Origin of the sequence: Brenneria sp. L3-3C-1 (assembly GCF_016456245.1) — a bacterium.
Classification (GTDB): Bacteria; Pseudomonadota; Gammaproteobacteria; order Enterobacterales; family Enterobacteriaceae; genus Brenneria.
Genome location: NZ_JAEMHF010000001.1, coordinates 404,227 through 425,075, shown reverse-complemented (window position 1 = coordinate 425,075; position 20,849 = coordinate 404,227). Strand labels below are relative to the sequence as shown.

Sequence of the window (20,849 nt, the reverse complement as noted above, 5' to 3'; positions counted from 1 at the left end):
GCTCCTTTGGTTGAAATCGGAAAAACTTACATGGCCTTTCTCATATGAATATGCTGGAAAAAATTCAGAACCACCTGGAACTTCTGAGCAAGTCGGAAAGAAAAGTCGCTGAAGCGATCCTGAGCGCCCCGCAAACGGCAATCCATTCCAGCATCGCCACCCTGGCCAGAATGGCTGTCGTCAGTGAACCCACCGTCAACCGTTTCTGCCGCCGTCTGGACACGAAAGGGTTTCCTGATTTTAAGCTACATCTGGCGCAAAGTCTGGCGAATGGCACACCTTATGTGAATCGCAACGTAGAAGAGGATGACAGTGTCGATGCCTACACCAGCAAAATATTTGAATCTACGATGGCCGGGCTGGAACATGTGAAGTCCTGTCTGGATATCATGGCGATTAACCGGGCGGTGGATCTGCTTACCCAGGCGAAAAAAATCTCTTTCTTCGGTTTTGGCGCATCGGCGGCGGTCGCCCATGACGCCATGAACAAGTTCTTTCGGTTCAATATTCCCGTGGTTTACTTTGACGACATCGTCATGCAGCGCATGAGTTGCATGAACTCCAGCGAAGGAGACGTTGTTGTGCTCATCTCGCATACCGGAAGAACGAAAAGCCTGGTTGAAATGGCGCGGCTAGCGCGGGAGAATGATGCTACAGTGATCGCCATCACATCCGACGATACGCCTTTAGCGCGTGAAGCCTCTCTGACGCTCAGGGTGGAAGTTCCGGAAGATACGGATGTGTATATGCCGATGGTATCCCGCATTGCGCAACTTACCCTGATTGACGTGCTGGCAACCGGCTTCACGCTGCGGCGCGGGGAAAAATTCAGAGATAACTTGAAGCGAGTCAAGGAAGCATTACGGGAATCGCGCTTTGATAAAGAGGCGCCATTTCTCCACCCTTTCAGTTGATTTTTAATACTGAACGTTATTTATTTTTACAAGGCTATAACCATTTAATCTGAAAGATAGAATAACTATAAACCAGACTCAATACGGAACTCGGGTAACGTATATCCAACCGATTTCAAGGCCCGCCGGATGGTCACGGAACGAATCCTCGCGGTTTAGCAAACCCGCCGACGGGATGCGGGAAAAAGACCGGCGACGTGAAAGATGAAAGGTATAGATGAAATAGTTTCGTTGTAAAGTTACACTTTACATCGTTATCCGATATTAATCGCAACACTACTGCTTCACAAGTCAACGGAGTTATACATGTCCAGACGGCTCAGAAGAACCAAAATCGTCACCACCCTGGGGCCAGCTACCGACCGCGACAACAATCTGGAAAAGATTATCGTTGCAGGCGCTAACGTAGTACGCTTGAATTTTTCTCATGGCACAGCAGAAGATCATCTATTACGTGCCAATAAAGTGCGTGAAATTGCGGCGAAATTAGGCCGCCATGTTGCCATTCTTGGCGATTTACAGGGTCCCAAAATTCGCGTTTCCACCTTCAAGGAAGGTAAAGTTTTTCTGAATATCGGTGATAAATTCCTGTTGGACGCCAACATGTCCAAAGGCGAAGGCGATAAAGAGAAAGTCGGTATTGATTACAAAGGCCTGCCCAGCGACGTGGTTCCCGGCGATATCCTGTTATTGGATGACGGCCGTGTGCAGTTGAAGGTTCTTCAGGTTGAAGGCATGAAGGTTTACACCGAAGTCACCGTCGGCGGGCCGTTGTCTAACAACAAAGGGATTAACAAGCTCGGCGGCGGTCTTTCTGCCGAAGCGCTGACGGAAAAAGACAAAGAAGACATTATCACCGCGGCTAAAATCGGTGTGGATTATCTGGCCGTCTCCTTCCCTCGCACCGGCGAAGATTTGAATTACGCCCGCCGTCTTGCTCGCGATGCTGGTTGCCACGCAAAAATCGTTTCCAAAGTTGAACGCGCAGAGGCCGTTTGTTCCGACGAAGCGATGGACGATATCATTCTGGCTTCTGACGTCGTCATGGTCGCCCGCGGTGATTTGGGCGTCGAAATCGGCGATCCCGAACTGGTCGGCATCCAGAAAAAGCTGATCCGCCGGGCGCGTAAGCTCAACCGTGCGGTGATCACCGCCACGCAGATGATGGAATCGATGATCACCAATCCGATGCCGACACGAGCGGAAGTCATGGACGTCGCCAACGCCGTACTGGACGGCACCGATGCCGTTATGCTCTCTGCCGAAACCGCCGCCGGGCAATATCCGGCCGAAACGGTATCGGCGATGGCGAAGGTGTGTCTTGGCGCGGAAAAAATCCCCAGCATCAACGTATCCAAACACCGCCTTGATGTACAGTTCGATAACATCGAAGAGTCCATTGCGATGTCTTCAATGTACGCGGCTAATCACCTGAAAGGCGTGACGGCGCTGATTGCTATGACGGAATCGGGGCGCACCGCGCTGATGATGTCCCGTATCAGTTCCGGTCTGCCCATTTTCGCCATGTCGCGTCATGAACACACGCTGAATCTGACGGCGCTTTATCGTGGCGTTACGCCAGTGCATTTTGACAGCTATACCGATGGCGTCGCCGCCGCCAATGATGCGGTCATCCAGTTGCGCGATAAGGGCTTCCTGATGTCCGGGGATCTGGTTATTGTGACTCAGGGCGACGTAATGGGCACCGTCGGCACCACCAACACCATCCGTATCCTGCGCGTCGAATAACCGTTCGCCATCACCATAGCGAACCGATCAAAAAAGCCGGATGATTGAAAAATCATCCGGCTTTTTTATGCGCCCATTGTTCTTAAAAGCGGCTCGGCGCATTCAGGCCGCTATTGCTTATAGAGATCGTCACGGCAGTAGGGTTCTATCTCCCCCGGCTTGCGGGTTTTCAGCAATTTCAGGATCCAGGTGTACTGTTCCGGATTCGGCCTGACCAGGATCTCGACCTCTTCATTCATGCGGCGGGCAATCTGCCTATCGTCCGCATTTTCCAGACCGTCCATCGGCGGGCGAATGAATACGTCAAGACAACAGGTTTTCGCGTTATACACCGGGAACAGCGGCACAATATCCGCACGGCATACTTTCATCAGGCGACCAATCGCCGGCAACGTCGCTTTATAGGTGGCGAAAAAATCCACAAACTCGCTGTGCTCCGCCCCATGATCCTGATCGGGAAGATAGTATCCCCAGCACCCTTTCCGCACTGAGCTGATAAACGGTTTTATACCGTCATTACGCGCATGTATACGCCCGCCAAAGCGGCGGCGCAGCGTATTCCACCAAAAGTCCACCAGCGCATTTTTTTGGTTATGGAACATCGCCGCCATACGCTGTCCGCGAGACGTCATCAGCATCGCCGGAATATCGACGGCCCAGCCATGCGGCACCAGGAAAATCACGTTACGGCCTTGTTCCTTCAACTTATTCAGTATCTCTTCGCCGTGCCAACGGACGTGTTTTTCCACACTTTTGGGATCGCGGATACCCACATCCACCATCATGATCATCGCCTGCGGCGCCGTGGCGAACATATTATCGATAATGGTTTCACGCTGCGCCTCGGTTAGCTCGGGCATACAATACAGCAGATTAATACGCGCCCGCCGACGGGCACCCTTTGCAAACCGACCAACCAGACGGCCTAACCCGCCCAGGACGGGATTTCTCAAGCGCGCAGGGATATACGCGGCAATCGCCATCGCCCCAACGCCCAGCCAGGTGCCCCAATAGCGCGGATGATAAAAGGCGCGCTGGAACTGCGGAACAAACTCATCGTTGTTTTTTTTATCTTTTTCCATACATCAACTCTTCAAATAAACCTAAAGCAAAAATATCAGGAACCTATAAATGAAAACGCCGGCAGCAAGCTGCCGGCTAACTATTCGTCATCAGCAACTAATCAAACTTGAGCTGAGGAACAATCTCTTTCACCTGAGCCAGATAATCATTGCGTTCCTTACCAGCCAATCCTTCAGAGCGAGGCAGTTTGGCCGTTAATGGATTGACCGCCTGTTGGTTTACCCAGAATTCATAATGCAGATGCGGCCCGGTGGAACGGCCGGTATTCCCGGATAAGGCGATGCGATCCCCTCGCTTGACCTTTTGGCCCGGTTTTACCAGGATGCGATTCAGGTGCATATAGCGCGTGGTGTACTGACGACCATGACGTATCGCAACATAGTTGCCCGCCGCGCCGCTGCGTTTGGCAATCACCACTTCGCCGTCACCCACGGCCAGCACCGGCGTTCCCACCGGCATGGCGAAATCAACGCCTTTATGCGGCGCGACGCGGCCGGTAACAGGATTAAGACGGCGGGGGTTGAAGTTGGAAGAGATTCGGAACTGTTTCATGGTAGGGAAACGCATAAATCCACGCGTTAAGCCGGAGCCTTCACGATCGTAAAATTTACCGTCTGCGGCGCGGATCGCAAAGTAATCTTTACCGCCGGTATTCAGGCGGACACCCAGCAGTTCACTCTGTTCACTGCGGCCATCCAGCATCTCGCGGGACATCAGCACGGAAAAGGTGTCATCTTTGCGCAGCTTGCGAAAATCCAACTGCCATTGCAGCGCTTTAATCACCGCACTGACTTCACTGTTGGTTAAGCCGGCATTTCTGGCGCTGTTGACGAAACTGCCGTTTAGCCGACCATTTAACACGCTATTGCGCCATTCCCCTTTCAGCATTTCGATCCGCTCTTTGAAATCGGAACCGACGCGCTCATAAATCCGGGTTTCCCGGCGGGACATCTGCCAGGTCAGACTCTGCAAGTCGCCGTTATCGCCCAGCACCCAGGATATCTGCTGACCAATCTTAAGGTTGCGCAAATCCCGATTTTGCTCTGCCAGCCGTGTGACATCGCCAATATCAATGCCGTACTGAGTAAGGATGCTGCTTAACGTATCACCGGTCGACACCACATATTCATGCACCCCGCCGTCATCAGCGACTTTATCGTCCAGCTCATCCTGCGGGATCTCGTCATCCGGCGTAGGCTGATCGATAGGTTCGCTGGCCTCCGGCGTCAGTGTGCGCAATTGCTGGTTTGCGTCCAGCGCGACATCTTTCACTATTACCGGGGCATCATTAACGGGGGGATAAACAAAAGGCCGCCAAACAGCAACGGCCAATGTGACGACGGTAAGCGACCCCAGCATGACGCGGTGGGGTCTTGGTAAGCTATTATACGCCAGAGCGATAGTTCGGACTATCTGCTGCACTTATTCGTATCCTCATGATTTTTCCTCCAGGCAGCTCAGATACTGGCTCGACAGCTGCGTCAAGAAATTCACATAGCTATCTTTACCCAGTGCGATATCGCTTCCCAACGGATCCAGCACGCCCGAGCGCACGTCAGTTCCCTTGGCGACAGCATTAATAACGGCTGGCCTGAATTGTGGCTCAGCAAAAACGCATACGGCTTTATGCTCAACCAACTGTGTTCTTATCTGATGTAAACGCTGTGCGCCGGGCTGAATCGCCGGGTTGATCGTAAAATGACCTAATGGGCTTAAACCATAGCGTTGCTCAAAGTAGCCATAGGCATCATGAAATACGAAATAACCTTTACCCCGCACAGGCGCTAGCATGTTAGCAATTTTTTTATCTGTTTGCGCGATTTTATCTGTGAAATAAAGCAGATTCGCGTCTAGTTTGTCTTTATTCTGAGGCATAAGTTCCAATAATTTTTCATGAATAGCGACGGCTGCTTGTTTTGACATCTCCGAAGACAGCCAAATGTGCATATTGTACTCACCGTGATGGTGCCCATCGTCATCTTCCGCATGCGCCGAATCCGCAGCGTGATGAGGCTCACTGACGCCCTCGTGATGCTCGTGATCATGGTGTTCATCTTGATGATCGCCATCGTCATGCGCGTGCTGATGTTGGGCTTCTTTTTTCAGCGCCGCTTTTATCGCCGGCAATTCGGATAACGTAATTTGCCTGGCGGGCGCCAACTGCGACAGCGGCTTGCCTAAAAAAGCTTCCATTTCCGGGCCGACCCAAATAACCAGCTCAGCCGACCGTAAACGCTGGACATCAGCCGGACGCAAGGCATAATCGTGGGGCGAAGCGCCGTTGGGCAGCAGGACATCGGTTGGCGTAATTCCATCCGTTATCGCGGCGGCGATAAAACCCAGCGGGCGGATAGAGGTTACGACCTCGGCGCAAGCCGCATTAATCGACGCACCGGAAGCCATCAGTGCGCTGACAACAAACACACTTTTTAACCATTTATTTTGTTGAATAGGCATTTGCATCGCATATTTTCTCATTGATTCAGGTGTGAATTGTTATATTATAACATTACGAAATCTGTGCAAGTCGAATTCTATGTCCACATTGGTATCACTCAATAATATTTCCGTGTCATTTGGCAGCCGGACAGTGCTGTCGGATATCTCGCTGTCGTTACAGCCGGGACGTATTCTTACGCTGCTGGGGCCTAACGGCGCGGGGAAATCCACCCTGGTGCGCGTTGTTCTAGGCTTGCTGTCGCCCACCTCCGGCTCTTTGCAAAAAACGCCCGGGCTACGTATTGGCTACGTCCCGCAAAAACTTCATCTGGACCCTACGCTGCCGTTAACCGTTAGCCGTTTTATGCGCCTGCGTCCCGGCGTGAAACAACAGGATATCTTACCCGCCCTCAAACGCGTTCAGGCCGCGCACCTGCTGCAACAGCCGATGCAGAAACTGTCCGGCGGCGAAAATCAGCGCGTTCTGCTGGCCCGGGCTTTAATGAACCACCCACAGTTGCTGGTCTTGGATGAACCAACGCAGGGCGTGGACGTCAACGGCCAGCTCGCGCTTTATGATCTGATCAATCAACTGCGTCAGGAATTCAACTGTGGCGTATTGATGGTTTCCCACGATCTCCATCTGGTGATGGCAAAAACCGACGAAGTGCTGTGCCTTAATCAGCATGTCTGTTGCTCGGGATCGCCGGAAGTGGTGTCCCTGCACCCCGAATTTTTAGCCATGTTCGGCCAGCGCGGCGCCGAGCAGTTAGCGATTTACCGACATCATCATAATCATCGTCACGACTTAAACGGACGTATCATTCTGAAAAGACAAGGCGGGAACGACGCATGATTGAGCTTTTGCTTCCCGGCTGGTTAGCCGGTATTTTCCTTGCGCTGGCCGCGGGGCCGCTGGGGTCATTTGTTGTCTGGCGGCGCATGTCCTATTTCGGCGATACGCTGGCTCACGCCTCCCTGCTGGGTGTGGCCTTTGGCCTGTTGCTGGACATTAATCTGTTCTTCGCCGTCATCGCCGTCACACTGGCGTTGGCGCTGGGTCTGGTCTGGCTGGAGCGGCGCCCTTATCTGGCGGTTGACACCCTGCTGGGTATTATGGCGCATAGCGCGCTGTCGCTCGGTCTGGTGGTGGTCAGCCTGATGGATAACGTTCGGGTGGATTTGATGGCTTATCTGTTCGGCGACTTGCTTTCCGTGACCACGGACGATCTGTGGATTATCGGCTGCGGCGTGGCCGTGGTGGTTGCGGTGCTGAGCTGGCAGTGGCGCCCGCTTCTATCCATGACAATCAGCCCTGAACTGGCCCATGTGGATGGCGTCAATCTGCAACGCACCAAGCTGCTCCTGATGCTGGTTACCGCGCTGACGATTGGCATCGCCATGAAGTTCGTCGGCGCGTTAATCATTACCTCGCTGCTGATTATCCCGGCCGCCAGCGCCCGCCGCTTTGCCCGCACACCGGAGCAAATGGCCGGCTTCGCGATTATTATCGGCACCATCGCCATTACCGGCGGTCTGGCGTTTTCCGCCGGTTACAACACGCCCGCCGGGCCGTCTGTCGTTCTGTGCGCGTCACTGCTGTTTATGGCAAGCCTGATCAAAAACCGCCGGGAGCGATTCTAAACGCCGCCGAGTATCTCAGGCTTATTGACGACTTTGTCAGCAACCTCAGCCGCCTTACAGCCGGCTACTCTTCACGCGTCAGGCCAAAATGGCGGTAGGCATGCTGGGTCGCCATACGCCCGCGCGGCGTGCGCTGAATAAAGCCCTGTTGAATCAAAAAAGGTTCCAGCACATCTTCGATGGTTTCCCGCTCTTCGCCGATCGCCGCCGCCAGATTATCCAGCCCGACCGGGCCGCCGGTAAACTTCTCGATGATCGCCAGCAGCAGTTTCCGATCCATGTAATCGAACCCTTCGGTATCCACGGCCAACATATCCAGCGCCAGCGTAGCGACTTCGCCGGTGATTGCCCCCTCGGATTTGACTTCCGAGAAGTCCCGCACGCGACGCAGCAACCGGTTGGCAATACGCGGCGTACCGCGTGAACGGCGCGCCACTTCCAGCGCGCCGTCATACGTTAACTCGACGCCCAGACATTGCGCGCTACGACTGACGATATGTTGCAGATCGGCCACCTTATAAAACTCCAGACGCTGCACAATGCCAAAACGATCGCGCAACGGCGAGGTGAGCGAACCGGCGCGAGTGGTCGCGCCGATAAGCGTAAACGGCGGCAAATCAAGTTTAATCGAACGCGCGGCCGGCCCTTCGCCAATCATGATATCCAGTTGATAATCTTCCATCGCCGGATACAGAATCTCTTCGACCACCGGCGACAATCGGTGGATTTCATCGATGAACAGCACATCGTGCGGTTCGAGGTTGGTCAGCAGCGCCGCCAAATCCCCCGCCTTCTCCAGTATCGGCCCGGACGTGGTGCGCAAATTCACGCCCATCTCGTTGGCGACAATGTTCGCCAACGTCGTTTTCCCCAAACCGGGAGGCCCGAAAATCAGTAGATGATCCAGGGCGTCGCCGCGTTTGCGCGCCGCCTCAATGAAAATTTCCATCTGCTCGCAGACCTGAGGCTGACCGACATATTCCGCCAACAGCTTCGGGCGAATGGCGCGATCAATAAATTCCTCTTCGGGAACAGCCTCTGCGGAAATCAAACGATCTGCTTCAATCATGAATACCTCACAGCGCAGCGCGTAATGCGTCCCTGATCAGGGTTTCGCAGTCTGAATCCGGACGAACAACCTTGGCGATTAACCGGCTGGCTTCCTGGGGTTTATAACCCAGAGCAACCAGCGCGGAAGCGGCCTCCGCTTCCGCATCGCCGGCCGCATTATCGGCGGAGGACGTCGATGTCGGCGGGATATCGCTGGCTGAATTAAACAGATCGCCGCTTAGCCCTTTAAAACGATCCTTCATTTCAACCACCAGACGCTCGGCGGTTTTTTTACCTACGCCGGGCAACTTAACCAACGCGCCGATCTCTTCGCGTTCAACTGCGCTGACAAACTGCGAGGCGGACATCCCGGAAAGAATAGCCAAGGCCAGTTTCGGCCCCACGCCATTGACTTTAATCAGCTCGCGAAACAGCGCCCTTTCCTGCTTGTCATTGAAGCCAAACAACAGTTGCGCGTCTTCACGCACCACAAAATGGGTAAAAATAACCGCTTCCCGGGACAGTTCCGGGAGTTCGTAAAAGCAAGTCATTGGCATGTGGACTTCATAGCCAACGCCGTTGGCTTCTATCAGCACCTGCGGCGGTTGCTTTTCCAAAATAATGCCTCTGAGACGACCTATCACGTTGATCTTCCTTTTACGTATTATCAGCAAACAACAGGATATAGCTTATAGCATAAAAAAGGCTGGATGAATATCCAGCCTCGGTTTCAGCGTAACCGCCCAGACGCCGGATGACGTTTCTCAATGCCGAGACGGATAAGGTTCTGGTTAAAATGACAGTGGGTAATGGCGATCGCCAGCGCATCGGCCGCATCAGCCTGCGGACTGGCGGATAATTTGAGCAGCGAGCGCACCATATGCTGCACCTGCTTTTTATCGGCCGCGCCCGTTCCCACCACCGTCTGCTTCACCAACCGCGCGGCATACTCGAACACCGGTAAATCCTGATTCACCGCCGCCACGATCGCCGCGCCGCGCGCCTGCCCCAGCTTGAGCGCCGAGTCGGGATTTTTCGCCATAAACACCTGCTCAATGGCGAAACAGTCCGGGTGAAACTGGGTAATGATTTCACTCACCCCGGCGTAAATCAGCTTAAGGCGGGTAGGCAAATCATCGACAACGGTGCGGATACAGCCGCTGCCGAGATACGCGAGCTGACGCCCCTGCTGGCGAATGATGCCATAGCCCGTTACGCGCGAACCGGGGTCGATGCCGAGTATTATCGCCATCGTCACGCTCCGCCGGTTCGCCGGATGGAAAGGCGCCGCCTCTCCATCATCGTGCCGCCGTTATAGTAATTCGGCCACCTCATCGGAGATCTCGCCGTTGTGATAAACTTCCTGCACATCGTCGCAGTCTTCCAGCATGTCGATCAGGCGCATCAGCTTCGGCGCGGTTTCGGCATCCATATCCGCTTTGGTGGAGGGGATCATCGACACCTCGGCGGCTTCGGCCACCAGGCCCGCCGCATCCAGCGCATCCTTGACTTCGCCAAAGGTTTCCCATGGCGTGAAGACATCAATGGCGCCGTCGTCATAGGTTACCACGTCGTCCGCGCCCGCTTCCAACGCGGCATCCATCACCGTGTCTTCATCCAGACCCGGCGCATAGGAAATAACGCCTTTTTTGGTAAACAGATAAGCCACCGAACCATCCGTGCCGAGGTTGCCGCCGCTCTTGGAAAAAGCGTGGCGCACTTCGGAAACCGTGCGATTGCGGTTGTCGCTCAGACATTCAACCATCACCGCCGTACCGCCGGGGCCGTAACCTTCATAAATGATGGTTTCCATGTTGTTGTCTTCGTCGCCACCCACTCCGCGGGCGATGGCGCGGTTCAGGGTATCGCGCGTCATGTTGTTGGACAGGGCTTTATCGATGGCGGCGCGCAGACGCGGGTTTGATCCCGGATCGCCGCCGCCCAGCCTGGCGGCGGTAACCAGTTCGCGGATGATCTTGGTAAAGATTTTGCCGCGTTTCGCGTCCTGTGCTGCTTTACGATGCTTTGTGTTGGCCCACTTACTATGACCTGCCATAAAAATCTCCGAAAAAAGCCTGTTTGTTCAGGCCGGATAAATAACAAATTCCTCAATCGCCTGCCGGTTGCTCCACGACTTGGTAAGCCGCGCCGCGCTGGGCGCATCCAGCCACTGGTAAGCGAGGTGTTCGGTAATCGCCACCTCGCGTTCCTCGGGTAGCGCCAGACAGAACCAGTGTTCTGTGTTGCGCGTCACCCCCGGCGCATAGCGACGTCTTAAATGAGCAAATAGCTCAAACTCAATACAGCGCTGACAGTCAAAGAGTGATAACGCCTCTGCGGATATATCAATATTAACTTCTTCTTTAACTTCACGCTGTGCGGCCGACGGCGCATTTTCGCCTTCCTCAATGCTCCCGGTGACGGATTGCCAGAAATCAGGATCATCACGCCGTTGCAGCATCAGCACCCGCCCGGTGTCACGGGCATAAATCACCACCAGAACCGAAACGGGCCGCTTGTATTTCATCTTATTGGTTCCCGGATTTACCGTCCTGCGCCGCTTTCCCTTTCCCCACCACGGCAATCGACAACTCCTCAAGCGCGGTTGGGTTGGCGAAGCTCGGGGCTTCCGTCATCAGACACGCCGCCGCCGTGGTTTTCGGGAAAGCGATAACATCGCGAATATTATCGGTGCCGGTCAGCAACATCACCAGACGATCCAGACCGAACGCCAGTCCGGCATGCGGCGGGGTGCCGAATTTCAGCGCGTCCAGCAGAAAGCCGAATTTTTCGCGCTGTTCGTGCTCGTTGATGCCCAGAATGCCGAACACCGTTTGCTGCATATCGCCGTTATGAATACGCACAGAGCCGCCGCCGACTTCATAACCGTTCAGCACCATGTCGTAGGCGTTGGCGATGGCCGCTACCGGATTGGCGGCAAGTTCGGATGGGGACATGTCGCGCGGCGCGGTAAACGGATGGTGCATGGCCGCCAGACCGCCTTCGCCGTCGTCTTCAAACATCGGGAAATCGATAACCCACAATGGCGCCCAGCTCCCTTCCCGGGTTAGGCTCAGATCGCGGCCCAGCTTCAAACGCAACGCGCCAAGCGCATCCGTCACCACTTTGGCGCTGTCGGCGCCAAAGAACAGGATATCGCCATCGGCGGCGCTGGTACGCTCCAGCAGGGCGGACAATACCTCTTCACTGAGGAATTTGGCCACCGGGCTTTGTACGCCCTCAAGACCTTTGGCGCGTTCGTTAACCTTGATATAGGCCAGACCTTTGGCGCCATAGATTTCGATAAACTTGCCGTACTCATCGATCTGCTTGCGGCTAAGCTTCGCGCCATCGGGAACGCGGATAGCCGCGACGCGGCCTTTGGCATCGTTCGCCGGGCCGGAAAAAACTTTGAATTCAATATCTTTTACCAGATCGGCCACATCCACCAGTTCCAGCGGGTTGCGCAAATCCGGCTTGTCCGAACCAAAACGGCGCATGGCTTCGGCAAATGTCATGATCGGGAACGCGCCCAGATCCACGCCTTTAATTTCCAGCCACAGTTCGCGCACCAGTTTTTCCATCACCTCACGCACCTGCGAAGCGCTCATGAACGAGGTTTCCACATCGATCTGGGTAAATTCAGGCTGGCGGTCGGCGCGTAAATCTTCATCGCGGAAGCATTTGACGATTTGATAATAGCGATCGAAACCGGACATCATCAGCAGCTGTTTGAACAACTGAGGCGACTGCGGCAGCGCATAGAATTTGCCTTTGTGCACCCGGCTCGGCACCAGATAGTCACGCGCTCCTTCCGGCGTCGCTTTGGTCAACATCGGCGTTTCAATATCCAGAAAACCGTGATCGTCCATAAAACGACGCACAAAGCTGGTAATGCGCGCACGGGATTTCAGACGCTGAGCCATTTCAGGGCGGCGCAAATCCAGATAACGGTACTTGAGACGCGCTTCTTCCGTGTTGGTCTGGTTCGAGTCCAGCGGCAGCGGCTCGGCGCGGTTGATGATGGTCAGCGCCGTGGCAAGAACTTCCACTTCACCGGTGGCCATATCCCGGTTGATTTGACTGTCAGGACGGGCGCGTACTACGCCTTTCAGTTGAATACAGAATTCGTTGCGCAGTTCGGATGCCTGTTTCAGTACATCCTGCCGATCCGGATCAAAGAACACCTGCACCAGACCTTCGCGGTCGCGCATATCGATAAAAATCAAACCACCCAGATCGCGACGGCGGTTAACCCAACCGCACAATGTCACTTCCTGGCCCACATGGGACAAATTCAACTGCCCGCAATATTCAGTACGCATCACTATGTCCTTTTACTCAGCCGCACAACCCACCCCTTTTCGCCGCACTGAGCGGTTGAAAAAGCCGTGGTATCTTTGCTGAACGGCATGGTTTTTCTGGATTACTGTCCGATGAAAAAAGGCGGCTATTATAAAGGAAATTCGCCCGGACGATAAGTATGAAGGTAACGCTCTGCGGCTAGCCCGCACACTCTTTTTGACAATTTTCGTTATCGGTTAATGAAATGATCGCTAATATAGGCTTAATTTGTTACCGGAACAAAACAATGTATATCGGATTACCCCAATGGCAACATCCTGCCTGGAGTCGTTTAGGATTGCACGATCTGGCGGATTATTCCCGCTACTTTAACTGTGTTGAAGGGAATACGACTTTTTATGCGTTGCCCAGCCGTGAACTGGTGATGCGCTGGCGTGATATGACTAGCGATGATTTTCGATTCTGCTTTAAATTTCCGTCCGCCATCAGCCATCTGGCTGGGCTGCGCAACTGTGAACAGGAGGTGCTCGGCTTCTACCAATGTCTGGCCCCGCTGGCATCGCGGATTGGGCAACTCTGGGTTCAGTTGCCCGCGGCTTTCGGCCCGGCCCAGCTTCCCACGCTGTGGCAATTTCTCGACGCGCTGCCGCAAGGCTTCAGCTACGGCGTTGAGGTTCGCCACCCAGATTTTTTCGCCAAAGGCGAGAGTGAACGCGCCTTGAATCAGGGGTTACGGAAGCGTGGGATGAACCGCGTTATCATGGACAGCCGCCCGGTACATCATGCCGCGCCGGACAGTCCGGCGATGCGGGAGGCGCAACGCAAAAAACCGCGCGTCCCGGTTCATGCCGTGTTGACCGCCACGCAACCGTTAATTCGCTTTATCGGCAGTGAGGATCTTGAGGAAAATCGGTCCTGGTTTCAGCCGTGGCTCAATAAACTGCCGCAATGGTCTCACGCGCGACCTTTTCTGTTTATTCATACGCCCGATATCGGCGATGCGCCGTTGCTGGCGCAACAGCTCTGGCCGTTACTGGCCGGTATTATTCCCACGATGCCCGCGCCGCCAGACTGGCCTCAGCAGGCATCCCTGTTTTAATAACCATTTGTTGTTGACTGACAAAGACTGATAACTCATGTGAATAACCGCGGCGCGCCCGTTATTCATTAGTTCTTTTCCTTATAAACGTAACTATAACCGGGTTCATTTCAGATAAAAAAAGTTGGCTTTACAGGCGACAGTTCTGCCAGGGAAAGCTATTATTCTGCAAGCCGTTTTCGGTCAGTCATGGAGTTAAAAATGGTAAGCGCGCTCTACGTAGTGCTTGGCGCATTGTTGTTGATCAAGTTGTCTGTCGACGTGGTTAAACTCAGAATGCAGTACCGCGTAGCCTATGGCGATGGTGGATTTTATGAACTACAGACGGCCATCCGGGTTCATGGCAATGCGGTGGAATATATTCCTATCGGCGCTATTCTGTTAGTTTTGATGGAGATGAACGGCGCCATCGTCGCGATGATCCACCTGTGCGGCATGCTGTTGATTGTCGGGCGTCTGTTTCATTACTACGGTCTGCGGCAGCGTGAGTTTCGCTGGAGACGCTCGGGCATGGCGGCAACCTATGTCTCATTACTCCTGATGTCGCTGGTCAACCTCTATTATCTTCCCTGGGAAATGGTTTTTACCCTGTATTAAGCCCTCTCGCGCCCCAAGTCATGCCGGGTTCGGATGATGTCGACCGGCAGCCAATACGCCGGTAGCTTGAAAGATGCAGGGTATACATGCTTTCTTGCATCATTCTGCTAGAATATGCCCCCTCAATTATCACTCTCAGCCATTACTTTTGCCATGCCAAACCGCGACCTGCTTTTTTCCGCCCCGATTGCCAATCTCGGCGACTGGACATTCGATGAACGCGTTGCCGAAGTCTTTCCAGATATGGTTCAGCGTTCCGTCCCCGGCTATTCCAACATTATTTCAATGATCGGAATGCTGGCGGAACGCTTCGTGCAACCGGAGAGTCAGATCTATGATCTGGGCTGCTCCCTGGGCGCCGCCACCTTGTCGATAAGGCGCAATATTCACGTGCCGGGTTGCAAAATTATCGCGGTGGATAATTCGCCGGCGATGATAAAACGCTGCCGCAATCATATTGATGCTTTCCGTTCGGATACCCCGGTGGAGATCCTCGAAGCGGATATTCTTGATATTGAAATTGCAAACGCATCCATGGTAGTGCTGAACTTCACCCTTCAGTTTCTCGATCCGGCCAACCGGCAAACATTGATCGACCGGATCTATGGCGGGTTAAAACCCGGCGGCGCGCTGGTGTTGTCCGAAAAATTCAGTTTTGCCGATGCCGAGGTGGATGAGCTGTTATTCAACATGCACCACGATTTCAAACGCGCCAATGGCTACAGTGAATTAGAAATAAGCCAAAAGCGCAGCATGCTGGAAAACATCATGCTGACCGACTCCGTGGATACCCATAAGCGTCGCTTGAAGCAGGCTGGCTTTGAGCATGCCGAACTCTGGTTCCAATGCTTTAATTTCGGTTCATTACTGGCGCTCAAGACAGGGGACAAGGCGTGATCGATTTCGGCAATTTTTATCAGCAAATCGCTAAAGGTCCGCTAAGTCACTGGCTTAATACCCTGCCCTCGCAGTTAAGTCGCTGGCAGCAGGAATCGCTGCACGGTAAATTCAAACTGTGGTTCAACACCCTTGAGCATCTTCCCGCGCTGACGCCCACGCATCTCGATCTGACAAATAGCGTGACCGCCGGCATGGCGCCGGATATTTCCGCCGGACAGCGTGAAGGGATAGAAGTGCTGCTGCGCAACCTGATGCCGTGGCGCAAAGGCCCGTTCTCGCTTTACGGCGTAAATATCAATACCGAATGGCGCTCTGACTGGAAATGGCAGCGCGTGCTTCCCCATATCTCGCCGTTGCAGGATCGTCTGATTCTTGATGTCGGCTGCGGCAGCGGCTATCACCTGTGGCGGATGGTAGGTGAAGGCGCGCGTATGGCGGTCGGCATTGATCCCATGCAGTTGTTCTTGTGTCAGTTTGAAGCGGTACGCAAGCTGTTGGGTGATGACCAGCGCGCCCACGTGTTGCCCCTTGGCATCGAACAGTTGCCGGAGTTGGCGGCGTTTGACACGGTTTTTTCCATGGGCGTGTTGTATCACCGCCGCTCGCCGCTCGATCATCTGTGGCAGTTAAAAAATCAGTTGGTGTCCGGCGGCGAGCTGGTGCTGGAAACGCTGGTCATCGACGGTGACGAAAATCAGGTGCTGGTGCCGGGAGAACGCTATGCGCAGATGCGCAATGTCTATTTTATCCCCTCGCCCGATGCGCTGACCCAATGGCTGAAAAAATGCGGATTTGTGGATGTCCGGGTCGTGGATATCTGCCCCACCACGCCGGAGGAGCAGCGCAGAACCGACTGGATGATCACCGAATCACTGGCTGATTTTCTCGATCCCGCCGATCGCTGTAAAACCGTGGAAGGCTACCCTGCGCCCGTGCGCGCCGTGCTGGTCGCCCGCAAGCCTTGAGGTTATGGGCAGAAAAAAAGCCCCGGCAACACGCCGGGGCTTGGTACTCGCAAGCAAACCTGTCGGTATGCTGCGCGGCAAGGGTGCTCTGGCAGGTTGATATGCACAACCTGAAAACAGTTATGAAACCGATGATGTTGCACGGTCTGTGCTTAATGCTCGTTTCATCGCAGCCACCACATCGCCATCAACACAATACTGGCTAAACTCATCCATATCGGTATCTGAGCACATGGACACACCAATTTTGCGATAGCGCATCACTGATGGCATCCACAGTCCGGCAGAGCTATGCAGTTCTTGAATACCGCTTTGCTGGAATTTATGGAGATTGGTCAATCGCACACCGGATCCGGCCATAATGATTGGACCGCGGCTGGCATGAGTTAGTTCACGCAATAATACCAATCCGTTTTCGGCAGTCTGCTGTTGCCCGGACGACAGGATCCGGGCGACGCCCAAATCCGTCAGTTGTTCCAGCGCAATATAAGGATTCAGGCACATATCGAACGCGCGGTGAAAAGTCACCGCCATTCCCCGGGTCAGCGACATAATCTCTTTCATCCGCGGTAAATCGACATGCCCTTCAGCATCAAGAATACCGATAACCACACCAGGAAAACCCATCTCCCGAATTTGCTCAATATCATATTTAATCGACGCGAATTCGCTGGCGCTATAGCAAAAATCACCGCCGCGGGGACGCACAATAGGATGAACGGGAATCGCTATTTTCTCACGAGCAAGGCGCAAGACTCCATATGCCGGCGTTAATCCCCCGTCCCGTAAGCCGGAGCATAGCTCAACCCGATCCGCACCCGCCTGTTCTGCGGTGATTGCGCACTCAATGCGATAACAACATACCTCCAGTTTTGGCATATCCACCTCCATTTAACGCTGCTGAATACCACTAAATTTCATTTCCCTAAATTACGCGGGATCGTCCATGAATTACGTGAATTGATAACTATGGCATTCAAGCGTGCGCCATGAGGAGACCAGGGTCACATTGAATACGATAAATACCTGCAATAAATATGACATAAACCACAATTCTATTAATGTGTTTAGCAGCAGGATAAATCGTGAAACGCTGGCTGCTCGGTCACAACAATTTCCGTCAGCGCCGCTTTCATAGGTCGCCGTTTTCACTTGCCACAATATCCCGAATATCAAATGGGTGAAACTTTATGGTTACCTTTCCATTGGTGACGGCCAGCGTGGGATTAGGGATACGCTCTTTTTCACCCTGCGGCGAACTGAAATTAAGTTTTATGCCCGGCGTACGCAATGCTTCATCGGATAAACCGGCTAGCGCTCTCTGATGCAAAGTATCCGGTTCGCCCGGCAGCAACAACTCCACATGCTCCCATCCTTCATGCGGATAATGTTTTTTCCCCGGCCAGGGTAACTCAATACAATCAATGCGCCAGGGGCCGATTTTGATTGCCGAATTTAATATAAACAGACAAATAGGTCGCCCATTAATCCTATTTTCGGAAAGCAGGCTTCCGATGTTCAACATCTGTGTTTTCCAGCGTTCCGCGGTCGCATTCTGATGGCAACGCAACGAAATGTGATCGGCGTTGAACTGCGTCAAATCCAGTTGAAGCACCGCCGCAAACTCATTCAACTTTTGCTCGAAACGAACCAGATCCACCGCCAAATCTTCAGGCAACATATAGGTATGACTCCTCATTAACCACGCAAATTATCAGGGGGAAATTTACAGGGTGAGAATATCACCATCCATCACTTTTTAATGTGGTTATATTTTTATTCTTTTTTGGTTATTCGTGCTTTCGGCGCCAAAAGTCATCGTGAAATCGGGATAAACAGAATCAACAGGATTGATTAATAATCCCAAAAATGCCTGCTATTTATTGACCTACCGATCCTCGCCCGACCTTTGTTGAGAGTTGTCTTAAATAAAATCACACCCATTGAATGAAGAAAAGAAACAGGATAATTTGAACGTCCAAATAATAATGCGAGTCTTCATCATGATGCTATTAATCATTTCAATTCTGCTGGTCATTATTGCGGCATATGCTATTTTTCGCCACTTTAAAACCAAGAGCGAACACAAAATTGGCGTAAACTCAAAGACAAAGAAACGTTAAGATCGAAACGCTCGGTTGTCCCTATTTCACATAAAAATTTCAATACGCCGGCCAAATATCACTTTTTATCTCATCCCATCTCCCGTCACTTTCAATGTAAGCATGTCACTTCCCACCGCCGCGCCCGCCCCATCTGCTGACTCGTAAAGGCAAATATGGTATAAGCAGGGCTTGATTTTTTATTTAAGGTAAACCGGTGAATATTCAGGCTCTTCTCTCCGAAAAAGTTAGCCAGGCATTGGCCGCAGCGGGCGCTCCTATTGGTAGCGAAGCGCAGGTCCGCCAGTCGGCGAAAGTACAGTTTGGCGATTATCAGGCTAACGGCGTTATGGCCGTTGCCAAAAAACTTGGCATGCCTCCGCGTCAATTGGCGGAAAAAGTCGTTCAGCTTTTAGCGCTGGATGGCATCGCAGAAAAAACAGAAATCGCAGGCCCGGGTTTTATTAATATCTTTCTCGATAAACAGTGGGTTGCCCGCCAGGTAGAGAATGCGCTGATCGCGCCCAAACTGGGCGTAACACCGGTTGAACCGCAAACTATCGTGGTTGATTATTCAGCCCCCAATGTGGCCAAAGAGATGCATGTCGGCCACCTGCGCTCCACCATTATTGGCGATGCGGCGGTGCGTACATTGGAATTCCTGGGTCACCGCGTCATCCGGGCCAACCATGTCGGTGATTGGGGCACACAGTTCGGGATGCTGATCGCCTATCTTGAAAAAGTGCAGAATGACAATGCCGGAGAGATGGCGCTATCTGACCTTGAAGCGTTCTACAGGGAAGCGAAAAAGCATTATGACGACGATGCCGAGTTCGCGGAACGAGCCCGGCGCTATGTGGTAAAACTACAGGGCGGCGATGAATATTGCCGTCAGATGTGGCGCAAGCTCGTGGACATCACCATGACGCAGAATCAGATCTCCTATGAGCGCCTTAACGTCACGCTGACGAAAGACGATGTCATGGGCGAGAGCCTGTACAACAGCATGTTGCCGGGCATCGTCGCCGATCTGAAAGCGCAAGGTCTGGCGGTTGAGAGCGAAGGCGCAACGGTTGTTTTCCTTGATGAATTCAAGAACAAGGAAGGCGAACCGATGGGCGTTATCATCCAGAAAAAGGATGGCGGCTATCTCTACACCACAACCGATATCGCCTGTGCGAAATACCGCTATGAAACGCTGCATGCCGACCGGGTGCTTTACTACATCGATTCGCGTCAGCACCAGCATCTGATGCAGGCCTGGGCGATTGTACGTAAGGCGGGCTACGTGCCGGATTCCGTCAGTCTGGAACATCATATGTTCGGCATGATGTTGGGCAAAGACGGCAAGCCGTTTAAAACCCGCGCCGGCGGCACCATTAAGCTTTCCGATCTGCTGGATGAGGCCTATGAGCGCGCCTGTAAGCTTATTGCCGAAAAAAATCCGCACATGGACAGCGACGAATTGCATGAGCTGGCGAAAGTGGTGTCCATCGGTGCGGTAAAATATGCCGACTTGTCCAAAAGCCGCACCACCGACTATATTTTTGACTGGGATAACATGCTGGCGTTCGAAGGCAATACCGCGCCTTATATGCAGTATGCCTATACTCGCGTGGCCTCGATCTTTAAACGCGCGGACATTCAGGAAGGCAGCCTGACACAGCCGGTTATGCTGAGTGAAGAACGTGAAATTGCCCTCGCCACCCGGTTGTTGCAATTTGAAGAAACCATCACCACGGTTGCCCGCGACGGGACGCCGCATGTGATGTGCGCCTATCTGTACGATCTGGCGGGGCTGTTCTCCGGTTTTTACGAACACTGCCCGATTTTGAATGCCGAAAACGATGAGGTTCGTCAAAGCCGCCTGAAACTGGCATTGCTGACGGCCAAAACGCTCAAACAAGGCCTGGATACGCTGGGTATTGCTACCGTAGAGAAGATGTAAACTCCGGCCCTCCCCTTAACTGAACCGATCCCTAAACCTGGACATCAGTTTAGA

20 protein-coding genes are annotated in these 20,849 nt (G+C 53.3%); 9 read left to right on the top strand and 11 right to left on the bottom strand.

The features are described 5' to 3' along the window. The first annotated feature begins 44 nt into the window (after positions 1-44). The gene (locus JG725_RS01890) at positions 45-914 is read left to right on the top strand and encodes a MurR/RpiR family transcriptional regulator (RefSeq protein ID WP_172287989.1); all 870 of its coding nucleotides are present in this window, start codon (positions 45-47) and stop codon (positions 912-914) included. A 306-nt stretch (positions 915-1,220) separates the two neighbouring features. Then, a complete protein-coding gene (pyk, locus tag JG725_RS01885; RefSeq protein ID WP_172287990.1) occupies positions 1,221-2,663 on the top strand; it encodes a pyruvate kinase in 1,443 nt (480 codons plus the stop codon). Positions 2,664-2,773: 110 nt separating this feature from the next. Here the strand turns inward: pyk and lpxM are convergent, their stop codons facing one another. The 3 genes from lpxM to znuA all read right to left on the bottom strand — a co-directional run bounded on the left by lpxM (position 2,774) and on the right by znuA (position 6,209). Next, entirely contained in the window at positions 2,774-3,745 is a 972-nt protein-coding gene (lpxM, locus tag JG725_RS01880) for a lauroyl-Kdo(2)-lipid IV(A) myristoyltransferase (protein ID WP_172287992.1), read from the bottom strand. Positions 3,746-3,842: 97 nt separating this feature from the next. Beyond that, complete coding sequence (gene mepM, locus JG725_RS01875; RefSeq protein ID WP_172287993.1) at positions 3,843-5,168, bottom strand: murein DD-endopeptidase MepM; 1,326 nt, start codon at positions 5,166-5,168, stop codon at positions 3,843-3,845. A gap of 12 nt (positions 5,169-5,180) precedes the next feature. Then, positions 5,181-6,209, bottom strand: coding sequence for a zinc ABC transporter substrate-binding protein ZnuA (gene znuA / locus JG725_RS01870; protein WP_199376316.1), 1,029 nt, complete (start codon positions 6,207-6,209; stop codon positions 5,181-5,183). A gap of 73 nt (positions 6,210-6,282) precedes the next feature. On the opposite strand from znuA, the gene znuC reads away from it, so the two are divergent. Further along, positions 6,283-7,041, top strand: coding sequence for a zinc ABC transporter ATP-binding protein ZnuC (znuC, locus tag JG725_RS01865; protein WP_172287997.1), 759 nt, complete (start codon positions 6,283-6,285; stop codon positions 7,039-7,041). Continuing rightward, entirely contained in the window at positions 7,038-7,829 is a 792-nt protein-coding gene (znuB, locus tag JG725_RS01860) for a zinc ABC transporter permease subunit ZnuB (RefSeq protein WP_172287998.1), read from the top strand. The genes znuC and znuB overlap by 4 nt, the downstream gene beginning before the upstream one ends. Before the next feature lie 64 nt (positions 7,830-7,893). On the opposite strand, the gene ruvB is transcribed toward znuB, so the two are convergent. From ruvB to aspS, 6 genes are all read right to left on the bottom strand, one after another. Beyond that, on the bottom strand, positions 7,894-8,898 hold the full coding sequence (gene ruvB / locus JG725_RS01855) for a Holliday junction branch migration DNA helicase RuvB (protein WP_172288000.1): 1,005 nt from the start codon (positions 8,896-8,898) through the stop codon (positions 7,894-7,896). A 7-nt stretch (positions 8,899-8,905) separates the two neighbouring features. Then, positions 8,906-9,523 (bottom strand): Holliday junction branch migration protein RuvA, encoded by a 618-nt coding sequence (gene ruvA / locus JG725_RS01850; protein ID WP_172288002.1) that lies wholly within the window; start codon positions 9,521-9,523, stop codon positions 8,906-8,908. An 86-nt stretch (positions 9,524-9,609) separates the two neighbouring features. After that, on the bottom strand, positions 9,610-10,131 hold the full coding sequence (gene ruvC / locus JG725_RS01845) for a crossover junction endodeoxyribonuclease RuvC (protein WP_199376314.1): 522 nt from the start codon (positions 10,129-10,131) through the stop codon (positions 9,610-9,612). A gap of 60 nt (positions 10,132-10,191) precedes the next feature. Continuing rightward, positions 10,192-10,935 (bottom strand): YebC/PmpR family DNA-binding transcriptional regulator, encoded by a 744-nt coding sequence (locus JG725_RS01840; RefSeq protein WP_172288004.1) that lies wholly within the window; start codon positions 10,933-10,935, stop codon positions 10,192-10,194. Between the two features lie 27 nt (positions 10,936-10,962). Next, on the bottom strand, positions 10,963-11,406 hold the full coding sequence (gene nudB / locus JG725_RS01835; protein WP_172288006.1) for a dihydroneopterin triphosphate diphosphatase: 444 nt from the start codon (positions 11,404-11,406) through the stop codon (positions 10,963-10,965). 1 nt (position 11,407) lies between these two features. Continuing rightward, positions 11,408-13,204: an aspartate--tRNA ligase gene (gene aspS, locus JG725_RS01830; RefSeq protein WP_199376312.1), complete on the bottom strand. Its 1,797-nt coding sequence runs from the start codon at positions 13,202-13,204 to the stop codon at positions 11,408-11,410. Positions 13,205-13,470: 266 nt separating this feature from the next. Between aspS and JG725_RS01825 the strand changes: the two genes are divergently transcribed. The 4 genes from JG725_RS01825 to cmoB all read left to right on the top strand — a co-directional run bounded on the left by JG725_RS01825 (position 13,471) and on the right by cmoB (position 16,745). After that, the gene (locus tag JG725_RS01825; protein WP_172288009.1) at positions 13,471-14,283 is read left to right on the top strand and encodes a DUF72 domain-containing protein; all 813 of its coding nucleotides are present in this window, start codon (positions 13,471-13,473) and stop codon (positions 14,281-14,283) included. A gap of 201 nt (positions 14,284-14,484) precedes the next feature. Beyond that, the gene (locus JG725_RS01820) at positions 14,485-14,880 is read left to right on the top strand and encodes an MAPEG family protein (protein WP_172288010.1); all 396 of its coding nucleotides are present in this window, start codon (positions 14,485-14,487) and stop codon (positions 14,878-14,880) included. 153 nt (positions 14,881-15,033) lie between these two features. Next, positions 15,034-15,777 (top strand): carboxy-S-adenosyl-L-methionine synthase CmoA, encoded by a 744-nt coding sequence (cmoA, locus tag JG725_RS01815; protein ID WP_199376310.1) that lies wholly within the window; start codon positions 15,034-15,036, stop codon positions 15,775-15,777. After that, complete coding sequence (gene cmoB / locus JG725_RS01810) at positions 15,774-16,745, top strand: tRNA 5-methoxyuridine(34)/uridine 5-oxyacetic acid(34) synthase CmoB (protein ID WP_172288012.1); 972 nt, start codon at positions 15,774-15,776, stop codon at positions 16,743-16,745. Before cmoA ends, cmoB begins: the two co-directional genes overlap by 4 nt. Positions 16,746-16,865: 120 nt before the next feature. On the opposite strand, the gene cutC is transcribed toward cmoB, so the two are convergent. After that, a complete protein-coding gene (gene cutC, locus JG725_RS01805) occupies positions 16,866-17,624 on the bottom strand; it encodes a copper homeostasis protein CutC (RefSeq protein WP_199376308.1) in 759 nt (252 codons plus the stop codon). Between the two features lie 253 nt (positions 17,625-17,877). Then, positions 17,878-18,426 (bottom strand): VOC family protein, encoded by a 549-nt coding sequence (locus JG725_RS01800; RefSeq protein WP_199376306.1) that lies wholly within the window; start codon positions 18,424-18,426, stop codon positions 17,878-17,880. A gap of 638 nt (positions 18,427-19,064) precedes the next feature. Here JG725_RS01800 and argS point away from each other — a divergent pair. After that, complete coding sequence (argS, locus tag JG725_RS01795) at positions 19,065-20,795, top strand: arginine--tRNA ligase (RefSeq protein ID WP_199376305.1); 1,731 nt, start codon at positions 19,065-19,067, stop codon at positions 20,793-20,795. Positions 20,796-20,849: the final 54 nt, after the last annotated feature.